26 protein-coding genes are annotated in these 23,857 nt (G+C 67.2%); 11 read left to right on the top strand and 15 right to left on the bottom strand.

The window, feature by feature from the left end:
* Window positions 1–33: 33 nt before the first annotated feature.
* From OCUBac02_RS16140 to hemB, 12 genes are all read right to left on the bottom strand, one after another.
* Entirely contained in the window at window positions 34–633 is a 600-nt protein-coding gene (locus OCUBac02_RS16140) for an outer membrane protein (RefSeq protein WP_173047013.1), read from the bottom strand.
* Window positions 634–914: 281 nt separating this feature from the next.
* The gene (locus tag OCUBac02_RS16135) at window positions 915–1,937 is read right to left on the bottom strand and encodes a DUF2336 domain-containing protein (RefSeq protein ID WP_173047011.1); all 1,023 of its coding nucleotides are present in this window, start codon (window positions 1,935–1,937) and stop codon (window positions 915–917) included.
* Between the two features lie 156 nt (window positions 1,938–2,093).
* A complete protein-coding gene (locus tag OCUBac02_RS16130) occupies window positions 2,094–3,455 on the bottom strand; it encodes a PepSY-associated TM helix domain-containing protein (protein ID WP_173047009.1) in 1,362 nt (453 codons plus the stop codon).
* Window positions 3,456–3,492: 37 nt separating this feature from the next.
* Complete coding sequence (locus OCUBac02_RS16125; protein WP_173047007.1) at window positions 3,493–3,882, bottom strand: hypothetical protein; 390 nt, start codon at window positions 3,880–3,882, stop codon at window positions 3,493–3,495.
* 61 nt (window positions 3,883–3,943) lie between these two features.
* The gene (locus tag OCUBac02_RS16120; RefSeq protein ID WP_244638958.1) at window positions 3,944–5,140 is read right to left on the bottom strand and encodes a UxaA family hydrolase; all 1,197 of its coding nucleotides are present in this window, start codon (window positions 5,138–5,140) and stop codon (window positions 3,944–3,946) included.
* On the bottom strand, window positions 5,137–5,451 hold the full coding sequence (locus OCUBac02_RS16115; protein WP_173047005.1) for a UxaA family hydrolase: 315 nt from the start codon (window positions 5,449–5,451) through the stop codon (window positions 5,137–5,139). Before OCUBac02_RS16115 ends, OCUBac02_RS16120 begins: the two co-directional genes overlap by 4 nt.
* 152 nt (window positions 5,452–5,603) lie before the next feature.
* Window positions 5,604–6,251 (bottom strand): RraA family protein, encoded by a 648-nt coding sequence (locus tag OCUBac02_RS16110; RefSeq protein ID WP_047581914.1) that lies wholly within the window; start codon window positions 6,249–6,251, stop codon window positions 5,604–5,606.
* 112 nt (window positions 6,252–6,363) lie between these two features.
* The gene (locus OCUBac02_RS16105; RefSeq protein WP_173047003.1) at window positions 6,364–7,128 is read right to left on the bottom strand and encodes an arginyltransferase; all 765 of its coding nucleotides are present in this window, start codon (window positions 7,126–7,128) and stop codon (window positions 6,364–6,366) included.
* A 115-nt stretch (window positions 7,129–7,243) separates the two neighbouring features.
* Window positions 7,244–7,717: an RDD family protein gene (locus OCUBac02_RS16100; protein WP_173047001.1), complete on the bottom strand. Its 474-nt coding sequence runs from the start codon at window positions 7,715–7,717 to the stop codon at window positions 7,244–7,246.
* Between the two features lie 109 nt (window positions 7,718–7,826).
* The gene (locus OCUBac02_RS16095; RefSeq protein ID WP_173046999.1) at window positions 7,827–9,071 is read right to left on the bottom strand and encodes a threonine ammonia-lyase; all 1,245 of its coding nucleotides are present in this window, start codon (window positions 9,069–9,071) and stop codon (window positions 7,827–7,829) included.
* A 43-nt stretch (window positions 9,072–9,114) separates the two neighbouring features.
* Complete coding sequence (locus OCUBac02_RS16090) at window positions 9,115–10,494, bottom strand: branched-chain amino acid ABC transporter permease (RefSeq protein ID WP_173046997.1); 1,380 nt, start codon at window positions 10,492–10,494, stop codon at window positions 9,115–9,117.
* Window positions 10,495–10,622: 128 nt separating this feature from the next.
* On the bottom strand, window positions 10,623–11,672 hold the full coding sequence (gene hemB, locus OCUBac02_RS16085; RefSeq protein ID WP_173046995.1) for a porphobilinogen synthase: 1,050 nt from the start codon (window positions 11,670–11,672) through the stop codon (window positions 10,623–10,625).
* A 212-nt stretch (window positions 11,673–11,884) separates the two neighbouring features.
* Here hemB and OCUBac02_RS16080 point away from each other — a divergent pair, with 212 nt between their 5' ends.
* The 4 genes from OCUBac02_RS16080 (at window position 11,885) to OCUBac02_RS16065 (ending at window position 15,845) form a co-directional block, all read left to right on the top strand.
* A complete protein-coding gene (locus OCUBac02_RS16080; protein ID WP_173046993.1) occupies window positions 11,885–12,940 on the top strand; it encodes an enoyl-CoA hydratase/isomerase family protein in 1,056 nt (351 codons plus the stop codon).
* Window positions 12,941–12,942: 2 nt separating this feature from the next.
* Window positions 12,943–13,383 carry a DUF6163 family protein gene (locus tag OCUBac02_RS16075; RefSeq protein WP_052232612.1) on the top strand — a complete coding sequence of 147 codons (441 nt, stop codon included), beginning with the start codon at window positions 12,943–12,945 and terminating at the stop codon, window positions 13,381–13,383.
* A 412-nt stretch (window positions 13,384–13,795) separates the two neighbouring features.
* On the top strand, window positions 13,796–14,308 hold the full coding sequence (ldtR, locus tag OCUBac02_RS16070) for a transcriptional regulator LdtR (RefSeq protein WP_047582442.1): 513 nt from the start codon (window positions 13,796–13,798) through the stop codon (window positions 14,306–14,308).
* A gap of 292 nt (window positions 14,309–14,600) precedes the next feature.
* Window positions 14,601–15,845 (top strand): L,D-transpeptidase family protein, encoded by a 1,245-nt coding sequence (locus OCUBac02_RS16065; protein ID WP_173046991.1) that lies wholly within the window; start codon window positions 14,601–14,603, stop codon window positions 15,843–15,845.
* A gap of 78 nt (window positions 15,846–15,923) precedes the next feature.
* Here the strand turns inward: OCUBac02_RS16065 and OCUBac02_RS16060 are convergent, their stop codons facing one another.
* The 3 genes from OCUBac02_RS16060 to OCUBac02_RS16050 form a co-directional block, all read right to left on the bottom strand.
* Window positions 15,924–16,307, bottom strand: a complete 384-nt coding sequence (locus OCUBac02_RS16060) for a hypothetical protein (RefSeq protein WP_173046989.1) — start codon at window positions 16,305–16,307, stop codon at window positions 15,924–15,926.
* Between the two features lie 432 nt (window positions 16,308–16,739).
* On the bottom strand, window positions 16,740–17,093 hold the full coding sequence (locus OCUBac02_RS16055; protein ID WP_173046987.1) for a hypothetical protein: 354 nt from the start codon (window positions 17,091–17,093) through the stop codon (window positions 16,740–16,742).
* A 173-nt stretch (window positions 17,094–17,266) separates the two neighbouring features.
* On the bottom strand, window positions 17,267–18,382 hold the full coding sequence (locus OCUBac02_RS16050) for an MFS transporter (RefSeq protein ID WP_244638957.1): 1,116 nt from the start codon (window positions 18,380–18,382) through the stop codon (window positions 17,267–17,269).
* Between the two features lie 4 nt (window positions 18,383–18,386).
* Here OCUBac02_RS16050 and OCUBac02_RS16045 point away from each other — a divergent pair, with 4 nt between their 5' ends.
* The 7 genes from OCUBac02_RS16045 (at window position 18,387) to nusB (ending at window position 23,789) form a co-directional block, all read left to right on the top strand.
* Window positions 18,387–19,019: a helix-turn-helix domain-containing protein gene (locus tag OCUBac02_RS16045; RefSeq protein WP_465247727.1), complete on the top strand. Its 633-nt coding sequence runs from the start codon at window positions 18,387–18,389 to the stop codon at window positions 19,017–19,019.
* A 121-nt stretch (window positions 19,020–19,140) separates the two neighbouring features.
* Window positions 19,141–20,439, top strand: coding sequence for a serine hydroxymethyltransferase (gene glyA, locus OCUBac02_RS16040; RefSeq protein WP_173046984.1), 1,299 nt, complete (start codon window positions 19,141–19,143; stop codon window positions 20,437–20,439).
* A 41-nt stretch (window positions 20,440–20,480) separates the two neighbouring features.
* Complete coding sequence (gene nrdR, locus OCUBac02_RS16035; RefSeq protein WP_047580659.1) at window positions 20,481–20,975, top strand: transcriptional regulator NrdR; 495 nt, start codon at window positions 20,481–20,483, stop codon at window positions 20,973–20,975.
* Window positions 20,968–22,137, top strand: a complete 1,170-nt coding sequence (gene ribD / locus OCUBac02_RS16030) for a bifunctional diaminohydroxyphosphoribosylaminopyrimidine deaminase/5-amino-6-(5-phosphoribosylamino)uracil reductase RibD (RefSeq protein WP_173046983.1) — start codon at window positions 20,968–20,970, stop codon at window positions 22,135–22,137. The genes nrdR and ribD overlap by 8 nt, the downstream gene beginning before the upstream one ends.
* Complete coding sequence (locus OCUBac02_RS16025) at window positions 22,137–22,784, top strand: riboflavin synthase (RefSeq protein ID WP_173046982.1); 648 nt, start codon at window positions 22,137–22,139, stop codon at window positions 22,782–22,784. The genes ribD and OCUBac02_RS16025 overlap by 1 nt, the downstream gene beginning before the upstream one ends.
* 34 nt (window positions 22,785–22,818) lie before the next feature.
* The gene (gene ribH / locus OCUBac02_RS16020) at window positions 22,819–23,328 is read left to right on the top strand and encodes a 6,7-dimethyl-8-ribityllumazine synthase (RefSeq protein ID WP_173046981.1); all 510 of its coding nucleotides are present in this window, start codon (window positions 22,819–22,821) and stop codon (window positions 23,326–23,328) included.
* Window positions 23,325–23,789: a transcription antitermination factor NusB gene (gene nusB, locus OCUBac02_RS16015; protein WP_173046980.1), complete on the top strand. Its 465-nt coding sequence runs from the start codon at window positions 23,325–23,327 to the stop codon at window positions 23,787–23,789. The genes ribH and nusB overlap by 4 nt, the downstream gene beginning before the upstream one ends.
* Window positions 23,790–23,857 lie beyond the last annotated feature (68 nt).

Raw genomic sequence — 23,857 nt, 5'->3', positions numbered from 1 at the left:
GGAATCAGTCCCGCAACCGCCTGAATCAGATACTCAGCGGATTTCCCGTCCGATGATGCCGGCTTCGAGACCGATCGTGATCTTGTCGGTCACGGCCCACTGGACGCCGGCCCTGGCCTCGGGACGCACGGCGATGCTGCTGCGGCTGAAGGGCGAGGAGAAATCGGTGGCGCCGAACCGCCATGTCTCGTTGGCCGCGCTCAATCCCACCGTCGTGTAGAGCAGCACGTCCGGCGTCACCAGCACGCCGGCCTTGACCTTGAAGGCGCCGGCGAAGTCGCGCGTATAGGCGACATTGCCGAAGCTTGGGTAGCCGTAGCCGCCGATGGCCGGCATGTAGTCGATCGTGCCGGCGACGCCGTAGACGAAGTTGCCCTCGCGCCGCATCGTCCCGGCTTCCAGCCCGATCGTCGGGCCGGCGCTGGTGCGCATATGCTTCGAACTGGTGACCTGGAAGCCCGAGGAGATCCGGGCGTAGGAGCCCTCCCATTTCGGCGAGAGGCTGGGCTGGTCCCAGGCGAAGGAGGGCAGCGGCGCGAAGCCGGAAAGCGGCAGGAAGGCTTGAGCCTGCGCCGACGTGCCCGCACCGAGCAGGGTAGCGAGCGTCGCGGCGGAAAGAAGCGGAAATCTCACGTCGACAGCATCCTCGCGACAGCGCGCCTCATCGGAAGCTAGCATGGAGCGGGGCGAATGTCGCGGTTTTGTGGCGCGGGAGCTCACCGCGGCTTGGACGCTGTCCGGAAGCCCTCATCCTGAGGAGCGCTCGGAGAGCGCGTCTCGAAGGATGCTCCAGATGGTTCGGGAGCCTCCTGAACATCCTTCGAGACGCCGCTTCGCAGCTCCTCAGGATGAGGGCTGGAGGTTCCAGTCGGGCAATCAGGATGAGGGCTGCGCGGATGTCTCCAGGCAGATCCTCAGGCGATCTTCGTCCTGAGCTTGAGGAAGCGCAGGGTCCGTTCCGCCGTCGCGAGATCGAGCTTGGCATAGGCATCGACATCGTCGTCGACGTCGCGGGAGGAGAAATAGAGCCGCCGTGCCCGCAATTGCAGGATGGCGCGGAAGGCTGTGGCGCCGATGCCGAGCGAGCGGCAGGCGACGGCGATGCCACTGGAGTCGCGCTGCATCAGCACGCGCAGCGCCTGCTCGATCGAGATGCCGGCGATCTCGGAGAGCACCTGCGAGAGGTGATAGGCGCGGTCCTCGTCGGCCAGCATGGTCAGTACATCGTCGACCTCGCGCACCTTGGCGGCCAGATCGGAAAGCAGCAGCTTGACTTCGAGGCGCTGCTGGCGCGCCTGCCGGGCAAGCGAGACATTGGCTTCCGTAGCGGGGGCGGCGCTGCCGCCGTCGGAGAACTGCTCGACGATGCGCAGCACGCGCTGGGCCCGGTTCGGCGCGAGGTCGGAGCGGCGGGCCAGCGCACCGGTGATGGCGGCATCGCCCTCGCCGCGTTCGAGAAGCTTGTCGAAGCCGCGATCCGAGAAGGCGGCGCCTCCGTTGGCGCTGACGGTATGCAGCACTTTCTGGTCGCCGCGCTCGACGAGGATGTCGGTGACGCTTTCGGACAGGCGCGCGCGCTCGGCGATGGCGACGAGGTGTTGCTGCGACTGGGTGACGGCGATGGCGGCGAGGTCGGTATCGGTCAGGACCGGGGAGAGCGACAGAACGAGGCGGGCGACCTCGGCATTGTTGTCGCCGCCGAGCGTGACGGCGACGTTATGCGGCAGGGTCGGCATCGCGGCGACGCGCTCGGCATAGCCCTTGCGGTCCTCGTCACCGAGATGGCCGAGCGAACCGGCTGCGATCTCGCCGTAATGCTCCTTGGCGGCCTCGTTGGGGTCGTGGTCGAGCAGGAAGAGATCCGTGACGGCATGCAGAAGCTGCCGGCGCGACTCCGACGACATTTCCGCCGGCATCCGGGTCAGGTTACGCAGCATGAGGACTCCCACGGCAAAGCAGTGGAAGCACTCTGCGCAGATGCGGCTTGATTTACTCTTAAGGCGACCGCGTTGTTTTCTGGACAACGGGGCGATGATGCCCCGTTGTCCAGTCCGTGGGTAAGCCTGCCGCTCGGGTGAGGCAGGCTCTCTGATTTATACACTCATAGGTTGCAATTTTCTTACCAGCAACCCGTCGATCGCCACCATGACGACGAGCGAGAGCCCGACCAATGGGAAGACGAGCCCGCCGATGGCGAGCAGCGCGACCACGACCCTCAGCGTCGTCTTCTCGCGCGGCAATGGCGGCACGCCGATCGACCCTTGCGGGCGGCGCTTCCACCACATCACCAGTGCCGAGATGCAGAGCAGCACGATCGCGAGGCAGGCGGCGAGCATTACCAACTGGTTCGCCAAGCCGAATTCCTGCCCCATATGGACATTGATGCCCCATTCCAGCGCTTTGCCGAGCGGGCCGTAATCGGCATAGCTCATGTCGATCAGGGGCTTGCCGCTATACTGGTCGAGATGGATGACGCGCTGCAGCGCCATGTCCTTCGGATAGACCGAGCCGGTATAGACGCCGCTCGGACCGCTCGGGAGATTGACGGCGTAGCCGCGCGTCAGGCCCAGCCGGTCGAAGGTCGCGACAGCGGCGTCGAGGCCGATCGGCGCCCCGTCCCTGGCATGGGATTCCGGCAGCTTCGCCTGCTCCAGCGACCATGTCGTCGGCGCGACATGCGCGAGATGTTCGTCCGACATCGGCACGGCGACGCGAACCCCGGCCGGGTAGCCGAAATTATGGCCGTTGGCCCATTGATTGACCTTGGCGCCGCACAGAACCGACCACGGCATGCCGGTGATCGCCAAAAACAGGATGAAGCCGCCGGCGACGAGCCCCGTCACCGCATGGAGATCGCGCCAGAACACGCGCTGCCGCGGCTTGCCCCTGACCGTGACCACGCCGCCGCTCTGCTTGCGCGGCCACCATAGATAAAGCCCGGTGAGCACGAGCAGGATCGCCCAGCCGCCGGCGATCTCGATCGCGCCGTTTGCGACCGGCCCGAAATAGGCGAGGCTGTGAATCTGCCGGATCACCCACATCACCGTGCCCTTGTCCGGGATCTGGCCGAGCACGCGGGCATCGTAGGGATCGACATAGATCACCATCCGCGTGCCTGCGGCGTCGCGGATCGTGACCTCTGCGGAAGCGGTCGCGCTATCAGGCGGGATGTATTTCACCGCCTGGCCGGGGAAGCCTTTCACGGCCTGGGCGACGATCTCGCTGGGCGGCCGCTCGCCGGTCATGCGGGCCTCGACCCGTTTGACGTCGCGATGGATCAGGCCGTCGATCTCGGCCCGGAACAGGTAGAGCCCGCCGGTCACGGCCAGCAGGATGAGGAAGGGCAGGGTGATCAGTCCGGCATAGAAGTGCCAGCGCCAGACGGCGCGATAGAGCGATGCGGCAGGTCGGCCCGCGCGTTCGGGCGCGGCCGCTGCCGTTGTGACGGTTGTCATGGATGAATCCTGGTCTGAGCTGAAATGGAGAGAGGCTTCAGACCGGGACAGGCGGAGCGCGGGCACCGAGCGGAGAACCCGACGCGGATGGAGACGAGACCTGCTCCGCCGGCAGGTTGCGGGCAAAGGACCGGGCAGGTTCGCGCGCGACGAAGACCGTCGCGGGCGATGCCGGCGGCAGCGCGATCGCCGCCGACAGGCACAAGGTCGCGCAGCAATCGGGCAGTCTCGCGCCGCCATTATCCGGCGCGGGATCGGCCGGCGCCGTCTGGCCGGGCGCGCAGAGCGGATGCGGCAGGCCGGGCGACGGCTGCGCCGACAATCCGGCGGCGAGCGCGACCAGCGTCGTCTGCAGGACGAGGACATAGACGGCGACGAGCGCGATCGCGCTCCTCCGCCAGCTTGTCCGTCCTGTCGCTCCCGTCATGGAACGAAGGCTTAGCCAATCCGCCCGATCAGCGGAAGCGGGCTTCGTGACGCGGCCTTGCCTATGCCGGCAGGCAGGCCGGGCCGAGCGGCTCGAAGCTCTTGTAGGTCAGGATGAATTCCTGATGGCCGAGCTCCTCGGACTTCGTCCGCCCGCCCTGACCGAGCGAGACGACAAGGTCGCGGATTTCGGTGCCGACCTCGTCGAGCCCGGCGCGGCCTTCGAGGATACGCCCGGCATCGATATCCATATCCTCGGACATCCGGCGATAGGTCTCGGGGTTGGCGCAGATCTTCACCACCGGCGAGATCGCCGAGCCGACGACGGAGCCCCGGCCGGTCACGAACAGCACGCAATGCGCGCCGCAGGCGATCAATTCCGCGATCTCGGCATTGTCGTTGATATTGGGGAAGCCGAAGCGGACTTCGCCGTCCGGCACGACGTCGAGCAGGTAGAGCCCGCCATGCGGCGGCACGTCGCCTGGCTTGATCAGGCCGGAGATCGGCGAGGCCCCGGATTTGGCATAGGCGCCCATCGACTTCTCCTCGATGGTCGAGAGCCCGCCCTCTGCATTGCCCGCGGCGAAGGAGCCGTAGCCCAGCGTCGCGTAGTAGCGCGCCGCCTTGGCCACGGACTTCTCGAGCTCGGCGCCGAGTTCGGGCGTGATCGCGCGGGCAGCCATGATATGCTCGCAGCCGATCAGTTCGCCGGTCTCCTCGAAGATGCAGGCGGCGCCCTCCGCGATGAGCTGGTCGAAGGCCCGTCCGGCCGCCGGATTGCCGGTGATGCCGGAAGTGCCGTCCGAGCCGCCGCAGACCGTGCCGACCACGAGCTCGGAGACCGCCATCGGCACGGTCTCCTGCGCGTCGAGCAGGGCGCGCTGTTCCTCGACCCAGGCGCGGCCCTCGCGGATCGAGGCGCGGGTGCCGCCGGTACCCTGGATGATGATCGTCTTCACCGGCCGGCCGCTGGCGCGCACCGCCCGCTCCAGCGCGTATTTGTTGAAGCTCTCGCAGCCGAGCGAGACCAGCAGCACGGCGCCGACATTGGGATGGGTGCAGAGCTGCTCCATCATCCGCTCGGCATAGGGGTTCGGGTAGCAGCCGGGAAAGCCGATGGCGTGGACGCCTTCCTCGCGCCAGGGCAGGGCGATCTCGCGTGCGACATGGTGGGCACATTCGACGAGATAGGCGACCGCGACGGTGTTGCGGATGCCCTTGCGCCCGTCGGACCGGAGATAGCCGCGCATCGTGCTCATGCCCAGGCTCCTGCCCTGCGTTCGTCTTCGAGATGATAGGTCGGCGTGTAGTCGCTGCGCATGTTGTGGACATGGACATGCGCGGCCGGCGCGATCGCCTCGGTCGCGACGCCGATCGGCGCGCCGTATTTCAGGATCTTCTCGCCGGCCGCGATGGCGCGCCGCGCCACCTTGTGGGCGAGCGCGATATCGCGATCGAGCGTGGCCGGACCGGCGCCGGTCTCGACCGTCTCGCCGGCTTTCAGCCGAACCCGCGCGACGAGGACGTTGTCGCGCGGATCGAGCAGGATGAGGCGCGGATCGTGGGTCATGGCATCGGCCCCTCTTGAAGCGGAGCCCTCATCCTGAGGAGCCATTCCCTTGGGAATGGCGTCTCGAAGGATGCTTCAGGAGGCTCCGAACCATCTGGATCATCCTTCGAGACGCCGCTGCGCGGCTCCTCAGGATGAGGACTGCAACTCTTTCAGAACTTGCCGTACTGCAGGTACGCCTGCTGCGGATCGGTGCCGGCGAGAATCGCGGTGCGGACCTTGTTCTCGGCCGAGATCGCGGTCTCCGACTTGTCGAGCACGTCCTCGATGATCTCGGCGGGAATGCGGACGACGCCGTCGCGGTCGGCGAGGATATAGTCGCCCGGCCGGATCCAGACCTCGCCGATCTTGATCGGCTCGTCGACCGCCTTGGGCAGCCAGGCGCCGACGATGTCGCGGGGCGTATAGGCCTTGAAATAGGCCTGGAAGCCCATCTCGACCATGAATTCGGTATCGCGCGACAGCCCGTCGATGACGCAGCCGCGCACGCCCTTGTTCTTCAGCGTCTCGGCCGAGAGCTCGCCCATCAGCGCGATCTCGTTGGTGTTCGGCTGGCAAACCCAGACATGGCCGGGCTTGGCGGCGGAGAGCAGGCCGGTCCAGCCGAGCAGCGTCTCATGCGCATCGAACTCTCCGGTCTTGCCCTCGACGGTGAAAGCGGGGCCGGCAAGCTTCTGGCCGGGCAGGAGCGGGCGCAGCTCCGGCGGCAGGACGAAATCCTTCAGGCCCATCGCCCGCATCGTGTCGTGGATGATGCCGGTATAGCAGCGCTCCAGCCTGTCGGTCAGTTCCTGGCTCATCGTTCCTCCGCCGCGGCCCTGTCTCGTGGCTCTGCCGCCATGGCCGCTGGCGCTACAGTGTCGGGAGGCGGACGGCGCCGCAAGCGCGTTTTCCGCGCGTCGCTGATGCGTTTCAATCGGTTGAATCGTTGTGATCCACCCGCTCCCAGCCCTGCGGCATCAGGCGTTCCTGCGGCAGGAAGCGCGACTTGTAGGCCATCTTCGGCGAGCCATCGACCCAGTAGCCGAGATAGACGTAAGGCAGGCCGAGGCGGCGCGCCCGAGCGATATGGTCGAGCACCATGAAGGTGCCGAGCGAGCGCAGCTCCAGCCCGGGATCATAGACCGAATAGACCATGGAGAGCCCGTCGCCGAGCGTATCGGTCAGGGCCATCCCGAAGAGATCGCCTTCGCCCCGCCCGGTGAAGCCGGAATCGGGGCCGCGGCGGCGATACTCGATCAGGCTGGTCTCGACATGGGTGTCCTCGACCATCATCGCGAAATCGAGCGCCGACATCGTCGCCATGCCGCCATCGGGGTGGCGCTCGTCGAGATAGGAGCGAAACAGGGAATAATGCTCCGAGCGCGGACGCGGCGGCAGGGCCTCGCCGATCAGGTCGCTGTTGCGGGCGAGTACCCGTCGGAAGCCGCGCGACATCCGGAAATCGTCGACGCAGACGCGGACCGAGACGCAGGCGCGGCAGATCTCGCAGGCCGGGCGATAGGCGATGCTCTGCGAGCGCCGGAAGCCGCCTTGCGAAAGCACGTCGTTGAGTTCGCGCGCCCGCGAGCCGACGAGATGCGTGAATACCTTCCGCTCCTCGCGCCCGGGCAGATAGGGACACGTGGTTGGAGATGTCAGGTAGAATTGCGGAGCATCCCGCAATGGGCGCGTCACGTCGGCTGGCTCCCCGGAAGCTTCCGACTCTGAATGTACCATCAGCCGCACCGGCAACAAGCGCGGCGCGACCGATCGGGACGGGATTCGCGGTCTTTTGACCTGGCTCAACCGGTCAGGCGCGAACGATCACCAGTCCGGTGAGCAGGTCGTGGCCCATGCGCCGGTCCTCGCGGGCGAAGCCGCAGGCGACATCGACGAGCCACAGCAGGAAGGTACCGGCCGCGACGTAGAACAGCAGCGCATGCACGGCCGCAGCCAAACCGTCGGGGCGCCCGCCGCTGGCGGTCTCCACCCTCAGGCCGGCGACGCGCATGCCCCAGGTCGATTGCCTGCGCCCGCCGATCGTCAACGCGGCATAGCCCAGCGCGGTCGCGACGGTCGCGATCGGGATCAGCAGCCAGGTCGCGCCGAAAGTCACGATGCCGAGCACGCCCAGCAGGAACACGACCAGCCAGCCTAGGAAGAACAGCACGACGATGTCGATGAACCAGGCGAACAGTCGCGAGCCGAGAACGCCGCTGACGTTCTGGTAGGGACGCGGCTCCAGCGCCGTGACCGGCGGCTGACCATAACGGGTGTCGCTCATCGGGACGTCGATCCTCCATCTGCCGCGGGATGCGGCGGCGATGCATCGGCCCGAAAAGTGGGAACCGGTTTTCGGGGCAGCCGATGCAACAACGAGCTATAATGTTTGATCAGCGGGCCGGTTCCGCAAGACCGCGCGGCAGAATCCGCCGCGGTGCGAAGCCGTTCCTGGCCAGCGCATCCTCGATCGCGCGCGAATGCGCCGCCCCGCGCGTCTCCACGGTGACGTCGAGCGTGACGCCCTTGGCGGGCACATCGAGGAAGAGTCGGCCATGGCTGACCTCGAGTATATTGGCGCCTTCCTCGCCGAGCAGGCTGGCGATCCGGCCGAGCAGGCCCGGCCTGTCGCTGGTGCTCAGGCGGAAGGCGACGATGCGGTCGTCCCGCTCCAGTTCGCGCACCATGATCGCGGCGAGCAGGCGCGTATCGATATTGCCGCCGCTGAGCACGAGCCCGACCTTGCGGCCGGCATAGCGCTCCGGTTCCTTGAGCATCGCGGCGAGCCCGGTCGCGCCGGCGCCCTCCGCAAGACTGTGCTGAAGACTGGCATAAGCGTTGACCGCGCGCTCGATCAGATCCTCGCCGACCAGCACGATGTCGCCGACGAGGGCGGAGATGACCGGCAGCGTCAGGTGCCCGACGGTCTTGACCGCGATGCCCTCGGCGAGCGTCGGCCCGCCGACCGGCTTGTCCTGCCGGTGCACGGCATTGAAGAAGGAGGGGTAGAGCCCGGCTTCGACGCCGATCAGTTCGATGCCCGGCTTGATCGCCTTCGCCGCGACGGCGTTGCCGGCCATCAGGCCCCCGCCGCCGAGCGGGATGATCAGCGTGTCGAGATCGGGCGCATCCGCCAGCATCTCGCGCGCCAGCGTGCCTTGCCCGGCCATCACCGCAGCATCGTCGTAAGGGTGGACGAAGGTGAGCTGTTCGGCTCCGGCGATTTCATGCGCCTTCTGGCTGGCTTCGGAGAGTGTCTCGCCATGGAGCACGACGTGGGCGCCGTGGGCGCGGGTATTCTCGACCTTCACCAGCGGCGTCGGCTCGGGCATCACGATCGTTGCGGGAATGTCGAAGCGCCTTGCGTGATAGGCGACGGCCTGGGCGTGGTTGCCCGCCGACATCGCGATGACGCCGCGTTCCCGCTCGGCTTCGCTCAGCGAGAGCAGCTTGTTGACCGCCCCGCGCTCCTTGAAGGAGGCGGTCGCCTGCATGTTCTCGTGCTTCACCAGCACGGTCGCGCCGGTCAGTTCCGAGAGGCGCGGGGCCGGCACCAGGGGCGTGCGCAGCACATGGCCCGCGATCCGCCCGGCGGCCGCGTCGATATCCTCGGGGCTGATCGCGAAGCTTTCGCTCATGCTCGGGTCTCGATTCCGGTCGACGCGGGTGGAGAACAGGGCCTCACACGCGGCGTGGCGTCAATTCGCCGTCGCCGAAAAAGCCGCCGGGGCGCCAGATCAGCACGATGGCGAGCAGCGAATAGACGGCAAGGTCGCGCTGCTCGATCGGCAGCGTCGCCGACCAGACGGCTTCGAAGATCGCGATGCAGAGCCCGCCGAGCGCCGCCCCGCTGACCGAGCCGATGCCGCCGAGGATCGCCGCGACGAGCGCTTTCAGGCCGAGCGAGAAGCCGCCGGAGAAGCCCATCCCGCCATAGATCGCGGTGACGATGACGCCGGCGATGCCGCAGCAGGCGCAGGCGATGATGACGGCGACGTCATGGACCGCGCGCGCATCGACGCCGAACAGCGCGGCGGTCTTGGCGTCGTCGGACACGGCCCGCCAGGCCCGGCCATAGGCCGAGCGGCGGATCAGCAGGACGACGCCGAGCGTCGCGCCGAGGCCGATCGCCGCCAGCGCCAGCGCGAGCGGGTTCAGCGTGACCACGAAGTTTCCGGCATGCGCCAGCGGGACCGGCGTGTTGAACACCGGCGGCAGCCAGCGCAGCTCTGGCCCCTGCGCCAGACGAAGATATTCGGAGAGTGCTATGGCGAGCCCGATCGTGGCGATCAGCATCTGCTGGCCCGTGCCGCGCTCGAGATGGCGCAGCACGAACCGGCCCATGGCGAAGCCGTGCAGGGCGCAGACGGCGATGGCGACGGCGAAGGCGACGGCAAGCCCGGAGAGCGGCGTCGACACCGCGAGCGAGAGCAGCAGCGCGACCCCGACGACGGAGGAAAGCGCGCCCAGCGCCGCGAATTCGCCGAAGCTCAGGATGATCCGCCCGGTGAGCCCGTAGACGAGAGCATAGGCCGCCGCGAGCATGGCGTAGATCGCGGCCGAGGGCAGGGCGCTCAGGCCCTGCTGCAGGCCATAGGCGAGGCTGGTCGGAATCGCCGGCAGGCTCTCGGCTCTAGGTTCCGCCGGGTCCGGAGGCGGCGAGGCCCGGTCCTCCAGGTAGAAGCGCCGCAGCAGGTAGAAGCTGGCATCGGCCATCGGCCGCCCGTCCGCGGCGATGCCGACGAGCGCCCCCCGGCTCGGCCCGCTGCCTTCGTTGGCGAAGAGGCAGTCGATCGTGCGGTGGCGTGAAAGCCCGTCGCCGAGCTGGACGCGATAGAACAGCCGCAGGGCCCGCGGGACCGGCCCCCTGGTGGTCCGCTCGATCTCGATGCGGGCGTTCGGCGGATTGAGCGGCGGGATCGCTTGCCGGCAGAGCCGCATCTGGTCGGTGTCGAAATCGAAGCCGCAGCCCGCGAGGGCGAGCGTGACGGCGGCCAGAATCGACAGGAGGAGCGGGCGCATGCGGGCACGACGGTAGCGCGGCCCGACCGGCAGTGTCATCCCGTGCGCGAAGCGATGCTCCGCAGACACGGGACCGTGCGCAGAAAGAGGCGCCCTTTCCGGGGCACGATCCCGCCTCTGCGCAGCGGCATTGCATGCCGCAGCGCGTGCGGGATGACACGCTTCCCTTACGCGCCGGCCTTCAGCTTCTTCGCCACGCGCGGGGCGAAATAGGTGAGCACGCCATCGGCGCCGGCGCGCTTGAAGGCGAGCAGGCTTTCCAGCATCGCCTTGTCGCCGTCGAGCCAGCCGTTGTTCGCGGCCGCCATGATCATCGCGTACTCGCCGGAGACCTGGTAGGCGAAGGTCGGCACGCGGAAATGGTCCTTCACCCGCGCCACCACGTCGAGATAGGGCAGGCCTGGCTTGATCATCACCATGTCGGCGCCCTCTTCGAGGTCGAGCATCACCTCGGCGATCGCCTCGTCCGAATTGGCCGGGTCCATCTGATAGGTGCGCTTGTCGCCGACGAGCGTGGCATTGGTGCCGATCGCGTCGCGGAACGGTCCGTAGAAGGCCGAGGCATATTTCGCCGCATAGGCCATGATCTGCACGTCCTCGTGGCCCTCGCCGTCGAGCGCCGTCCGGATCGCACCGACGCGCCCGTCCATCATGTCGGAGGGCGCGATGATGTCGGCCCCGGCATCGGCGAGCGCCAGCGCCTGCCCGGCGAGGATCTGCACGCTGGCGTCGTTGAGGACGCGCTCGCCCTCCATCACGCCGTCATGGCCATGCGAGGTATAGGGATCGAGCGCGGCGTCGCAGATGATGCCGATCTGCGGCACCTCGCGCTTGATTGCGCGCACGGCGCGGCACATCAGGTTGTTGGCGTTGAGCGCCTCCGAGCCGGTCGGATCGCGCAGCGCCTTGTCGACATAGGGGAAGGGCGCAATGGCGGGGATGCCGAGCGCTGCGGCCTCGGCTGCCCGGCGCACGGCCTCGTCGATATTGAGACGGTCGACGCCGGGCATCCACTCCACCGGCAAACTGGCCTCGCTCGAATCCATCAGGAAGATCGGCCAGATCAGGTCGTCGGTCGTCAGCGCTGATTCCCGCACCAGCCGGCGCGACCATTCCGCCTTGCGGTTGCGGCGCATGCGGCGCGTCAGACCGAGCGAGGGCGCTTCGTCATGGCGGGATTTCGGAGCAGGGAAAGGCCGCACGACCGGGGATTCCATGGCGATTGCCTCGAGCAATGAACGGTATGGGCGGCTGTCGTCATGCGGGCGAAGCCGGCCGATAGCTTCCTTATCACATCGGAACGATTCCAAAACAGGAGGATCGTCGCAAGATTGTCGCAGACCATTGCACGACGGCTTTAGCCATCGCTCGCGTTGACAAGCCATGCCTCGCCTTCCAGAACCGCTGCCCACGGAGGCAGGATCGGACCATGACTGACGATCGCGAGATCATCTGCGAGATTCGCGGCGCAGCCGGCGTCGTCGTGCTCAACCGGCCGAAGGCGCTGAACGCGCTGAGCCTCGGCATGGTCCGCGAGCTCGCCCGCGCGCTCGACGCCTGGGAAAACGACCCGCAGGTCACCCGCGTCGTCGTCGTCAGCACGAGCGAGAAGGCGTTCTCGGCCGGCGGCGATATCCGCTGGCTGCATGATTGCGGCAAGGCCGGCCGCCATGACGAGATGCTCGCCTTCTGGGGCGAGGAATACATCCTCAACCACCGCATCAAGACCTATCCGAAGCCCTATGTCGCGCTGATCGACGGCATCGTCATGGGCGGCGGCGTCGGCATCTCCTTGCATGGCAGCCACCGCATCGCGGGGGATCGCTATCTCTTCGCCATGCCGGAGGTCGGCATCGGCTTCTTCCCCGATGTCGGCGCGACCTATGCCCTGCCGCGCCTGGAAGGCGGTTTCGGCAGCTTTCTCGCGCTGACTGGCGAGCGAGTCGGCGCGGCCGATGCGCTGGCAGCAGGCCTCGCAACCCATGGCGTGCCGAGCGAGCGGATGGAGGAACTCGCCGACGCGCTGACCAAGCCCGGTTCCCTCGACGATATTCTCGCCGGCTTCACGCTCCAGCGCGGGCCAGGCCCCCTGCACGCCGAAAAGGCCATGATGGCCGAGGTCTTCGCCGCGCCGACCTTGCCGGACGTGGTCGCGGGCCTGCGCCGGGCTGCCGACAAGGGCGACGCCTTCGCCGGCAAGCTGCTGCAGACCATTGCGGTGAAGTCGCCGACCAGCGTCGCCATCGCCTTCGAGCAGATGCGGCGTGGAGCCGGGCTCGATTTCGCCGAGGCGATGCGCACCGAGTACCGCATCGTCTCGCGCATCGCGCGCGGCCATGATTTCTACGAAGGCGTGCGCGCCGTGGTGATCGACAAGGACCAGGCGCCGCGCTGGCGGCCCGCGACGCTCGACGAGGTCGAGCAGACCGATATCGATGCCTATTTCGCCTCGCTCGGCGCCGATGAACTGAAGCTGGAGGGCTGAGCTTGGGGCTGGGTGGAGATGGCGATGCGCTGCGTGGCACCCGCGCCGGCGAGGCCGAGGGCAAGCCGGCGAACCGCTGGCGGCTCGTGCTCGTCTGGTTCCTGCGCCTGCTTTCGGCCTTCTGGCTCGCCAAGGGCCTGACCGCGTGGATGGTCATCTTCGGCCTGCCGGGCAATCCGCAGCCGCCCTTCGAGAACCGCCTGCTCAGCTATCAGGCGATCGTCGTCTATTTCGCGGTGATCGATCTCGTCGCCGCGGTCGGCCTCTGGCTGACTTCGACCTGGGGCGGCGTGCTCTGGCTGCTCGCCGCGATCAGCCAGATGCTGCTGGGCTTCTTCTTCCCGCGCTTCGTGCCGATGACGGCCTGGCTCGTCGGGCTCTATATCGGGTTGATCGCCGTCTACTTCCTGGCGACCTGGGCGGCCGAGAACGAGGCGGAGTAGCTGGCGGCGCGCCGGCAGACGCGGGACCGCCATCCTGAAAAGACGCCTGTCATCCCGTGCGCGCCGCAGCGTGAAACGCTGCTGCGCAGACACGGGACCGTGCTCCGGAAAAGGCGCCTTCTCGTCACGCGGTCCCGTGTCTGCGGCGCACCGCTGCGCGCTGCACCGCGCACGGGATGACAGTGCGGGTTCGCAATGACGATTGGGGCGCTCGGCCCTTCGATTGCGCCGAGTCATGGTAAGAATCGCTTTAGCTTAAGCGTTTCTGGCTTCACTTAGGATTCACCCAAAGGGGTAAATCCCTGATTCATCCTGATATTTAAACTCGTTTTCATCCGCTCTGGCTTATGGTGTTTTTCAGAAGCGGACCGGGAGACAAATCCCGGCCGACACACAACAGGCGGGATATACCATGAAAGCGAGCGTCAAGACTTCTGATGTTGCCAAGACGAGCGATGCAGAACTCAACGTGAAGCCTCTTTATCTTGAGTCCCTCACGCTGGTGGAGCGGCTGCATCGCCGTCTGCTCGACGTCATCAAGGACGAGTTCGAGCGCCGCGGCCGGGACGACGTCAACAGCGTGCAGGCCCTGTTGCTCTACAATATCGGCGATGCCGAGCTGTCGGCCAGCGAGCTGCGCACCCGCGGCTACTATCTCGGCTCGAACGTCTCCTACAACGTCAAGAAGCTGGTCGAGCTCGGCTATCTCCACCATGCCCGCTCGCGCATCGACCGCCGCTCGGTCCGCATCAGCCTGACCGAGAAGGGCTCCGCCGTGCACGATATCGTGAAGGGCGTCTACGACAAGCATGTCCGCACGGTCGAGCAGATCGGCGGCATCGCGGCCGACGACTTCGAACGGATGAACAATGCCCTTCTGCGCCTGGAGCGCTTCTGGACCGACCAGATCCGCTACAAGCTCTGAGAAAACAGCCGATTTTCGGCGTCCGCATCGAAACCGCCTGCCTGAACGCGACCGGGATCACGTCCCGGTCGCGTTGGCGCGTCCAGGCGGCGCAGGAGAAACTGTGCTTTTGCTGCCATGCCCGTGGCAAAAGCGGGCCATGCCCTAAATTCGCCTCTGTCATCACGCCTCGTTAACTGTGCTAGGACACCGTCGGCGGCCTGAAGCCTGTCCATCACGTCATGGCGTCGCCCGCTCCGGCGGCGTTTTCGTATGACCAGCGTGCTTGCGTGAAGTCTTGAAGAGGGAAGAGATGTCGCAGTTGAGCCTGACCCGCCGCGAAACCGTGCTGGCCCTGTTGTCGGGCGCCGCGACGGCTGCCGCCGCACCGGCGCTCGCCCAGCAGGCCGAGTGGCGCCAGCGTTACGATGCCGGCGCCCGCAACGCCGTTCTGCGCTCCTCGACGCCGATGCTGTCGCCCGAGGCCCTGCAGGCGACCGAGCAGGCGATCGTGGCCTATCGCGATCTCGCGGCGCGCGGCGGCTGGCCGCAGGTTCAGTTGCCCGATCGTATGGGCGTGGGTGCCAAGGGGCCGGGCGTGGTGGCCCTGCGCCGCCGCCTGATCGTCACCGGCGACCTCGACCCCGCCGCCGGCGAAAGCAGCATCTACGATTCCTATGTCGAGGCGGGTGTGCGCCGCTTCCAGTCGCGCGTCGGCCTTTCCACCACCGGGTCGATCAACCGGGCCACGGTCGCCGCCCTCAATGTGCCGATCGACCATCGCATCCGCCAGCTCGAGACCAATGTCGTCCGGTTGCGCACCTGGTCGGGCAATCTCGGCGGGCGCTATGTCGTCGCGAACATCCCCGCCGCGATGGTCGAGACCGTCGAGAACGGTCATGTCGCGACCCGCCATGCGGCCGGCGTCGGCAAGATCGACCGCCAGTCGCCCTTGCTCCAGACCAGGATTCCCGAGGTCAATTTCAACCCGACCTGGACGGTTCCGGCCTCGATCATCCGCAAGGATCTGATCCCGAAGATGCGCAAGGAGCCGACCTACCTCACCGAGAACAAGATCCGCATCATCTCGCCGAATGGCGGCGAGATCTCGCCGGCCAGCGTCAACTGGAACTCCGACGAGGCGACCCGCTACACCTTCCGGCAGGATCCCGGCGGCGATTTCAACTCGCTCGGCTTCGTGCGCATCAACATCCCCAGCCCGCACGGCGTCTACATGCACGACACCCCGTCGAAGGGCATCTTCGGCGACGATTACCGCTTTGTCTCCTCGGGCTGCATGCGCGTCCAGAACGTGCGCGACTATGTCGCCTGGCTGCTGAAGAACACGCCTGGCTGGGATCGCGCCAAGATCGACGAGACGATCCAGTCGGGCCAGCGCGTCAACGCCCGCATCGCCGATCCGGTCGCCTGCTACTGGGTTTATATCACCGCCTGGGCGACGCCCGATGGCGGCGTGCAGTTCCGCGATGACATCTATAACAAGGACGGTCTGGGACCTGCGCCCGTTGCCGCGCTGCAGGGCGATCAGGACATCTGACGCCGCGCCGCCCTGGCGTTGCTTTCGAACCCGCCGGCTGTCCGGCGGGTTTTTCTTTGGGCCGTTGTTTCGCCGGTTCTATCGCACGGTGACCGTCACGCAGCCGCCCAGGGTCATGCCGGGCGCCTTCGGCGTGGTGTTGGTGGTGCAGAATGTGTCGGAACCCTTGAAGCCCTTGCCGGGCGTATAGATCAGGCCCTGCTTCGTCACGGAAAGCTTCCCCGAGCCGGGAGAGCGGGTGACGGTGACCTGCGTGGCCGGGAAGCGCGTTCCCGCAGATTCGTTGATCACGCCGGGGAAGCTGATCCTGCAGTTCCTGTCCGCCGAGCTCATCTCGAACTGCCCGGCGCCATTGCCTCTGCCCCAGCCTCTGCCATTTGTCCCGGTGCAGGCCGCCTCTGCTGCTGAAATCATCGAATAGCCGGCCGTGGCAAAGGTGATCACGGTGATGAGAACGCGCATGCCTAACCTCCTTCTAGCAATCGCCGAGCTACCTTCGGGCATCGGGAGAGAAACGACAAGCGCTTCGTGTCTGCCGAGTGAAGTGACGAAATGGAGAAGCTGGACAGGCGTGATAATCGTCTATCCGGAAAAGCGAAATCAGCTGAGGATTCTGGTCGGAGGGCAAGCTCGACTGACGGGCTTGACGAAAAGACAGGAGGTCGTGAGTTTTTCGAGATTCTAAACTGCCACGTGGAAGCCGACGCCCCACGGACGAAGCAGGCGTTCCGCTTTGCCGCGCGGCATCTCGCGCCGCAGGAGCGCGCCGGCGTTCGCGATTGCAGCGAAACGAAGGGCGAGCCCGGCCCCGAAGCAATCCGGAGCAATATCAAGGGTATGGCCGTGCCGAACCACCAGTCGCTCGCGGTGCGAGGCTGGTCGGCACGGTCTCTCTCATCGGGTCAGCCAGGACGGTGCGACATAGCCGACGCAGCGCGCTTCCCCGGGGCCGGGATTGATGACTTCGAAGGCCGGAACGGGGCAATTGTTCCCGGGCGCCGGATTGTTGAGGCGAGAGACGTTGGTGTAACCGTCCGGGGACCAGCGGTGGACGCTCGTGGAGCCGCCCGGATAGTACTGCCGGGTCACCGTCCAGGTTTCGGTTGCGGCAGCCTCCTGGCCCAGCAACGGCATCGACAGCACGAAGACGCTCGCTCCGCCGAGGAAGACCCTCTTGAACTGGCTGGAGATCGCCGGAGTCGAATCTGGAACAGGACTCGCGTTCCGTTTTGGGGCGTTCTGTGTCATCGGGAGGCATCCAGTGTTGCGCTGGGTCATGCGCAGCAAGCTGCAAGCCATAATCTGTTAACCATTGTGGCGGAGCCGGCCGATGTCTTGGGCGGCTCCGCCGATCCATCTCCCTCCTGCGAGGCCTGGGAGCACGCCGACCGTGTTTTGACACGCGGATATCGGGTGGTCGGTCAGGCCTTCGGGTAGAGGAGCGCCGCGGCGCCGGCGATCAGTGCCATGAGCACGAGCAGCCCGGCCGTGCCGCCGAACAGCGCCCCGTAGCCGAAGGCGGCGATCAGCGGCATGCTGGCCAGCGGCGAGCAGAACTGGCCGATGAAGATCGAGGCGGTCAGGATGCCTCCGGCCAGGCCGCGGGATCGTGCGGGTGCGAGATCGAGCGCCATGACGACGAAGCCCGGCGAGACCAGCGCATAACCGGCCCCGATCAGCAGTGCCGCGATCAGCAGCGCCGGCGTCGATGCCATGCCGGCCAGCAGCAGGAAACCCAGCGCCATGGCGGCATAGCCGGCGGCGAAGATGCCCGTGGAGCCGATCGCCCGCTGGGCGCGCCGATAGAGCAGGGCGCAGCCGCCGCCCGAGATCATGAGCAGGCCGAGGACCGTTCCCGTCATCACCGCGCTCTCGTAGCCTCGCGTCTCCAGGAAGAACGAGATCTGCGTCGGCATCAGGAAGAAGATCATGTTCGTCACGCCTTGCAGCAGGACGAGCGCGGCAAGCAGGCCGCGCCAGGACGGATGCCCGTCATCGCCGCTGATCGACGTGGCGCCCGGCGCGGCCGCGATGCGCGGCGGCTCGACGATCGCCAGCCACATCAAGGGCAGGAACGCGCCCGCCAGCCCGTAGATCGCGAACGACAGGCGCGGAGACAGGGTCGCGGCCCAGCCGGCCAGCGAGATGAAGACGAGCCCGCCGAAATTCCGTGCCGAGATCTGCAGGCCGGTCAGCGCGTTGCGATCGTCCCCGGTGAAATAGTCGCCGATCAACGCGGTCTGCGCCGTCATGATCAGCGCGACGGCGATGCCGAGAACGAGGCGGCTGGCGAAGATCGACGGCAGATCGGGCAGGACGAGCCCGGCACAGCCCGCGATCACGAACAGGACGACGCCCGCGAGCAGCATCGCGCGCCGTCCGATCCGGTCGGCGGCGATGCCGGCCAGCGGCGCGAACAGCGCGACGCTGAGCGAGGGCGCCGGTACCAGCAGCCGCGTCAGCAGCGCGGCGTTGGGGTCGTCGGCGAACAGCCGCTCGAGGCCCGGCAATGCCGGACTGATCGTCGCGTTCGCCATCGTCGTGAGCGATGCCGCCAGCAGAAGCGCGACCGCGCGCGGGTCCTGCCAGATCGGTCTTTCCCTTATCGAAACAAGGCTTTCCATGATTTTTCCTCTTGCCGAATTGATCCGTTCAGCAGAGCCTACGAATTCAAGTCGACTTGAGGTCAACATGTTGTTGCTGGATATCGGAGAGGTCGCCGAGCGCTCGGGCGTTCCGGCCTCGGCCCTGCGCTATTACGAAGAGATCGGCCTCATCCGCTCGGAGGTGCGGCGTGGCCTGCGGCGGCAATACGATCCCGATGTGCTGCTCCGGTTGTCGCTGATCGGGCTCGGCAAGACCGCGGGCTTCTCGCTGGACGAGATTGCCGCGATGTTCGGTGCGGACGGGCAGCCGAATATCCCGCGCGAGCAGTTGCGGGCGCGGGCCGACGACCTGCAGCGGCAGATGATCGGCTTGCGGACGTTGCGCGACGCGCTCCGTCATGTCGCGGATTGCCGGGCGCCGACTCATCTGGAATGCCCGACCTTCCGGGCGCTGCTGCGCACGGCTTCGCGCCGGCCGCTCGCCTATCCGCCGTCCCGTTCGGATACGCCGTCCCGTCCGGAAAAAGAGAAGAATCTGCTGCCGAGGCGGCGGCCGCGAGGTGATTGACCGCTGCGGCGATGCAGCCTGTCCGCGGCGCCATCTATCGCTTGGACAGCCCCCCGCTGCATGGTAGGGGAGCCGCGACGAAGCCGGGCGCCCGCCGGCCGTCGAACTTCAGGAGCCGGACATGACCGACGCCGCGCTGGACAAGCACCTCTCGAACTCCTTCTTCGGCGCCTCGCTGCACGATGCCGATCCCGAGATCGCCCGCGCGATCGACCTGGAGCTCGGTCGCCAGCGCGACGAGATCGAGCTGATCGCCTCCGAGAACATCGTCTCCCGCGCCGTGCTCGAGGCGCAGGGCTCGGTGATGACCAACAAATATGCCGAGGGTTATCCGGGCCGCCGCTATTACGGCGGCTGCCAGTTCGTCGACATCGCCGAGAAGCTCGCGATCGAGCGCGCCACCCGGCTCTTCGGCTGCACCTATGCCAATGTCCAGCCGAATTCCGGCTCGCAGGCCAACCAGGGCGTCTTCATGGCCCTGATGCAGCCGGGCGACACCTTCATGGGCCTCGACCTCGCCGCCGGCGGGCACCTGACCCATGGCGCGCCGGTCAACCAGTCCGGCAAGTGGTTCAACGTCGTCTCCTACGGCGTCTGCGTCGTCGACCAGATGATCGACTACGACGCGATGGAGCGCCTCGCCGTAGAGCACAAGCCGAAGGTCATCGTCGCCGGTGGCTCGGCCTATGCCCGTCACTGGGACTTCGCCCGCTTCCGCGAGATCGCCGACAAGGTCGGCGCCTGGTTCATGGTCGACATCGCCCATTTCGCCGGGCTCGTCGCCGGCGGCGCGCATCCCTCGCCGTTCCCGCACGCCCATGTCGTCACCACCACGACGCACAAGACCCTGCGCGGCCCGCGCGGCGGCATGATCCTGACCAATGACGAGGCGATCGCGAAGAAGGTCAATTCGGCGATCTTCCCGGGTATCCAGGGCGGCCCGCTGATGCATGTCATCGCGGCCAAGGCGGTCTCCTTCCACGAGGCGCTGCAGCCGGAATTCAAGACCTACGCCCATGCCGTTGTCGCCAATGCCAAGGCGCTGGCCGAGACGCTGAAGTCCAAGGGCTTCGACCTCGTCACCGGCGGCACCGACAATCACCTGATGCTGGTCGACCTGCGCTCGAAGAAGCTCACCGGCAAGGCGGCGGAGGCCGCGCTCGGCCGCGCCCATATCACCTGCAACAAGAACGGCATCCCCTTCGATCCCGAGAAGCCGATGACCACCTCGGGCATCCGCCTGGGCACCCCGGCGGCGACCTCGCGCGGCTTCGGCATCGCCGAGTTCAAGCAGGTCGGCGAGTTGATCGCCGAGGTGCTCGACGGGCTCGCAGCCCATGGCGAGGAAGGCAATGCCGCGATCGAGCAGGCGGTCACCGCCAAGGTCAAGGCGCTCACCGCGCGCTTCCCGATCTATTGAGGCATCGTTGAAGGGGCTCTGAGAAAGGCTGGCGAACCGGAATGCGCTGTCCCTATTGCGGCTCCCTCGACACGCAGGTGAAGGACTCCCGTCCCACCGACGATCACGCCTCGATCCGCCGCCGCCGGGTCTGTCCCGATTGCGGCGGCCGTTTCACCACCTTCGAGCGCGTGCAGTTGCGCGAGTTGACCGTCGTGAAGCGCTCGGGCCGGCGCACCCCCTTCGACCGCGACAAGCTGGAGACCTCGATCGCCCATGCCCTGCGCAAGCGCCCGGTCGCGCCGGAGCGGATCGAGCGCATGGTCAACGGCATCGTGCGCCAGCTCGAAAGCTCGGGCGAGGCCGAGATCCAGAGCTCGGCCATCGGCGAGCTGGTGATGGAGGGGCTCAAAGGTCTCGACGACGTCGCCTATGTCCGCTTCGCCTCGGTCTACAAGAATTTCCGCGAGGCCAAGGATTTCGAGGAACTGCTCGGCCAGCTCGGCACGATCGAGGAGGAGGGCGTCTCCGCCCCGCCGCGCCGCGTCGATGACTGATCTCAAGCCGCTTTCGGGCAGCGAAAGCGCGTCCGAACGAAAGCGGGAGACCGACCGCCTCTTCATGCGCCAGGCGTTGGCCTATGGCGCGCGCAGCCTCGGCACGACCGCGACCAACCCTTCCGTCGGCGCCATCGTCACCCGCGACACGCCGGATGGCCCCGTGGTCGTGGCGCGCGGCCATACCCAGCCCGGCGGGCGGCCGCATGGCGAGGCGCATGCCTTCTCGCGTGCTGGAGCGGCCTCGATGGGCGGCACGCTCTATGTCACGCTCGAACCCTGCTCGCATCGCTCGGTGCGCGGCGGCATCCCCTGCGTCGAGCACACCATCCTCTCGGGCGTGAAGCGCGTCGTCTCGGCGATGTCCGATCCCAATCCCTTCATCGCCGGGCTCGGCCACGCGCTGCTGCGGACGGCGGGGCTGGAGGTGGTGACGGGAGTGCTTGAAGACGAGGCTCGGCAGGCCCATCGTGGCTATCTCACGCGGATCAGGCAGGGCCGCCCGATGGTGACCTTCAAGATCGCCCGCACCGCCGATGGCTATGCCGGCGGGGTGGGGGGCGTGCCACTCGCCGTATCGAGCGCGGTCGCGGGCGGCTGGGTCCATCTCCAGCGCGCGCATCATGACGTGATCATGCTCGGCATCGGCTCGGTGCTTGCCGATGATCCGCAACTCACGGTGCGCCTGCCCGGCATGGCGGACCGCTCGCCGATCCGGGTCATCCTCGACACCCATCTGCGCCTGCCGCTGGCGTCGAAGCTCGTTCGCACGGCCCATGAGGTTCCCGTCTGGGTCATCGCGGCCGAGACCGCGCCGATCGAGCCGGAACAGGCGCTGGTTGAAGCCGGCGTCGAGGTCATGCGGGTTTCGCGGGGACCGGACGGCCATCTCGACCTGCGTGAGGCGCTAACGCTGCTCGGCACGCGCGGCATCAATCGCGTTTTCTCGGAAGGCGGCCCGCGCATTGGCGAGAAGCTGGCGCTCGCAGGGCTTGCCGACGAGGTCATCATCTCGACCTCCCCGAAAACGCTGGGGAGCCCCGGCGTCGTTGCGGTGCGCCCAGGCCTTGCCGCGCAGTTGGCCGACCCCGATCTATACGCCCTTGTCGAGGCCGGTCAGATCGGCCAGGACCGTTTCGAGCATTTCACGAGGAGAGGCTGATGTTCACCGGCATCGTCACCGCCATCGGCGAGGTCGTGGAGGCCGAGCGCAAGGGGCCGAGCCTCAAGCGCCTCGCCATCGCCTGCCCCTATGAGTCGGAAGGCATCGCCATCGGGGCCTCGATCGCCTGCGCCGGCGTCTGTCTGACCGTGACCGCGCTGCGTTCACGCACGGATGGCGAGCCCGGCTGCATCTTCCAGGTCGAGGCAGCCGCCGAGACCCTGGCGAAGACGAATGTCGGCGCGTGGGAGCCGGGCACCCGGATCAACCTGGAGCGCTCGCTCAAGGTCGGCGAGGAACTCGGCGGCCATCTCGTCACCGGCCATGTCGACGGCGTCGGCCGCATCCTCAGGATCGAGGCGATCGAGCCCGATCCCGACGAGCCCTGGGGCGCGACCGCGCGTTTCCATATCCGCGCGCCGCAGGGCCTGCCCCGCTTCATCGCGACCAAGGGCTCGATCTGCCTCGACGGCACCTCGCTCACCGTCAACTCGGTGGAGGACGATGTCTTCACTGTCCTGCTGATTCCGCACTCCTTCGCGGTCACCACCTGGGGGGAGCGCAGGGAGGGCGACCCCGTTCATGTCGAGGTCGATCTGATGGCACGGTATGCCGCGCGGCTTGCGGAGGCGCGCCCGCAAGGGTAACGAGCCCGATCACATTCCAAGAAGGACAGAAGAAATGGCCGGACCCCGGCAGACCTCGGCCGACAAGGCCGCAACTCCGGCCGTCGAGATCGACGGCGCCCGCGTCCTCGTGGTCGAGGCACGCTTCTACGACAACTATGCGGACGAATTGCTGGCGGGCGCGCTCGCGGTTCTGGAAGAAGCCGGCTGCCGCGTCGATGTCGTCACCGTTCCAGGTGCGCTCGAAATCCCCTCTGCGATCGTCATCGGCCTGCGCGCCGCCGACGAGGCCGTCGATCCCTATGAGGCGGTTGTCGCGCTCGGCACCGTCATCCGCGGCGAGACCGGCCATTACGACATCGTCGCCGGCGAAAGCTCGCGCGCGCTGATGGATCTCTCGGTCGCCTTCGCGCTGCCGCTCGGCAACGGCATCCTGACTGTCGAGAACGAGGCGCAGGCCTGGGCTCGCGCCAACCGCGAGGACATGAACAAGGGCGGCGGCGCTGCCGAGGCGGCGCTCGCCGTTCTCCGCTACAAGCGCTCCCTGGCGGAGCCGTCCCAATGAGCCGCGTCGAGAAGCGGCGCGGGGCGCGGCTCTCGGTCGTGCAGGCGCTCTACGAGATGGAAATCGGCGGCCGCGGCGTCGTCGAGGCGATGGCCGAGTTCGAGCATTTCTGGATCGGCAAGGAGGTCGAGGAGATAGAACTGCCGGAGGCGGAGATCGCCTTCTTCCGCGATGTCCTCGGCGGCGTCGTCCGCGAGCAGCGCCTTGTCGATCGCTCGGTCGACGAGTTGCTGGCCAAGGACTGGCCGCTGAAGCGCGTCGAGGCCGTGGTACGCGCCATCCTGCGTGCCGGCGCCTACGAGCTCGCCTTCCGCAAGGATGTGCCGGCCCGCGCCGTCATTTCCGAGTATGTCGCGGTCGCGCGCGCCTTCTACGAGGGTGACGAGATCGGTATGGTCAACGCCGTGCTCGACCGCATGGCCCGCGACTTCCGCGCCGACGAGTTCGATCCTGCGGCTTAGGTTTTCCTCAGCCGTCATCCCGGGCGACCGCAGGGAGACCCGGGATCCATTCCAGAGCATGTCCGATT

Origin of the sequence: Bosea sp. ANAM02 (assembly GCF_011764485.1) — a bacterium.
Taxonomy (GTDB): Bacteria; Pseudomonadota; Alphaproteobacteria; order Rhizobiales; family Beijerinckiaceae; genus Allobosea.
This window is presented reverse-complemented; position numbering and strand designations above follow the sequence as displayed.

What these genes read in the sequence shown, in the direction of transcription:
- OCUBac02_RS16060 (WP_173046989.1), bottom strand. Translation starts at nt 16,307, where the DNA reads ATGCGCGTTCTCATCACCGTGATCACCTTTGCCACGGCCGGCTATTCG.
- nrdR (WP_047580659.1), top strand. Translation starts at nt 20,481, where the DNA reads ATGCGCTGTCCCTATTGCGGCTCCCTCGACACGCAGGTGAAGGACTCC.
- OCUBac02_RS16125 (WP_173047007.1), bottom strand. Translation starts at nt 3,882, where the DNA reads ATGACGGGAGCGACAGGACGGACAAGCTGGCGGAGGAGCGCGATCGCG.
- ribH (WP_173046981.1), top strand. Translation starts at nt 22,819, where the DNA reads ATGGCCGGACCCCGGCAGACCTCGGCCGACAAGGCCGCAACTCCGGCC.
- OCUBac02_RS16050 (WP_244638957.1), bottom strand. Translation starts at nt 18,382, where the DNA reads ATGGCGAACGCGACGATCAGTCCGGCATTGCCGGGCCTCGAGCGGCTG.
- OCUBac02_RS16065 (WP_173046991.1), top strand. Translation starts at nt 14,601, where the DNA reads ATGTCGCAGTTGAGCCTGACCCGCCGCGAAACCGTGCTGGCCCTGTTG.
- ribD (WP_173046983.1), top strand. Translation starts at nt 20,968, where the DNA reads ATGACTGATCTCAAGCCGCTTTCGGGCAGCGAAAGCGCGTCCGAACGA.
- OCUBac02_RS16120 (WP_244638958.1), bottom strand. Translation starts at nt 5,140, where the DNA reads ATGAGCACGATGCGCGGCTATCTCCGGTCCGACGGGCGCAAGGGCATC.
- OCUBac02_RS16090 (WP_173046997.1), bottom strand. Translation starts at nt 10,494, where the DNA reads ATGACACTGCCGGTCGGGCCGCGCTACCGTCGTGCCCGCATGCGCCCG.
- ldtR (WP_047582442.1), top strand. Translation starts at nt 13,796, where the DNA reads ATGAAAGCGAGCGTCAAGACTTCTGATGTTGCCAAGACGAGCGATGCA.
- OCUBac02_RS16110 (WP_047581914.1), bottom strand. Translation starts at nt 6,251, where the DNA reads ATGAGCCAGGAACTGACCGACAGGCTGGAGCGCTGCTATACCGGCATC.
- OCUBac02_RS16115 (WP_173047005.1), bottom strand. Translation starts at nt 5,451, where the DNA reads ATGACCCACGATCCGCGCCTCATCCTGCTCGATCCGCGCGACAACGTC.
- OCUBac02_RS16095 (WP_173046999.1), bottom strand. Translation starts at nt 9,071, where the DNA reads ATGAGCGAAAGCTTCGCGATCAGCCCCGAGGATATCGACGCGGCCGCC.
- nusB (WP_173046980.1), top strand. Translation starts at nt 23,325, where the DNA reads ATGAGCCGCGTCGAGAAGCGGCGCGGGGCGCGGCTCTCGGTCGTGCAG.
- OCUBac02_RS16025 (WP_173046982.1), top strand. Translation starts at nt 22,137, where the DNA reads ATGTTCACCGGCATCGTCACCGCCATCGGCGAGGTCGTGGAGGCCGAG.
- OCUBac02_RS16100 (WP_173047001.1), bottom strand. Translation starts at nt 7,717, where the DNA reads ATGAGCGACACCCGTTATGGTCAGCCGCCGGTCACGGCGCTGGAGCCG.
- OCUBac02_RS16130 (WP_173047009.1), bottom strand. Translation starts at nt 3,455, where the DNA reads ATGACAACCGTCACAACGGCAGCGGCCGCGCCCGAACGCGCGGGCCGA.
- glyA (WP_173046984.1), top strand. Translation starts at nt 19,141, where the DNA reads ATGACCGACGCCGCGCTGGACAAGCACCTCTCGAACTCCTTCTTCGGC.
- OCUBac02_RS16080 (WP_173046993.1), top strand. Translation starts at nt 11,885, where the DNA reads ATGACTGACGATCGCGAGATCATCTGCGAGATTCGCGGCGCAGCCGGC.
- hemB (WP_173046995.1), bottom strand. Translation starts at nt 11,672, where the DNA reads ATGGAATCCCCGGTCGTGCGGCCTTTCCCTGCTCCGAAATCCCGCCAT.
- OCUBac02_RS16135 (WP_173047011.1), bottom strand. Translation starts at nt 1,937, where the DNA reads ATGCTGCGTAACCTGACCCGGATGCCGGCGGAAATGTCGTCGGAGTCG.
- OCUBac02_RS16055 (WP_173046987.1), bottom strand. Translation starts at nt 17,093, where the DNA reads ATGACACAGAACGCCCCAAAACGGAACGCGAGTCCTGTTCCAGATTCG.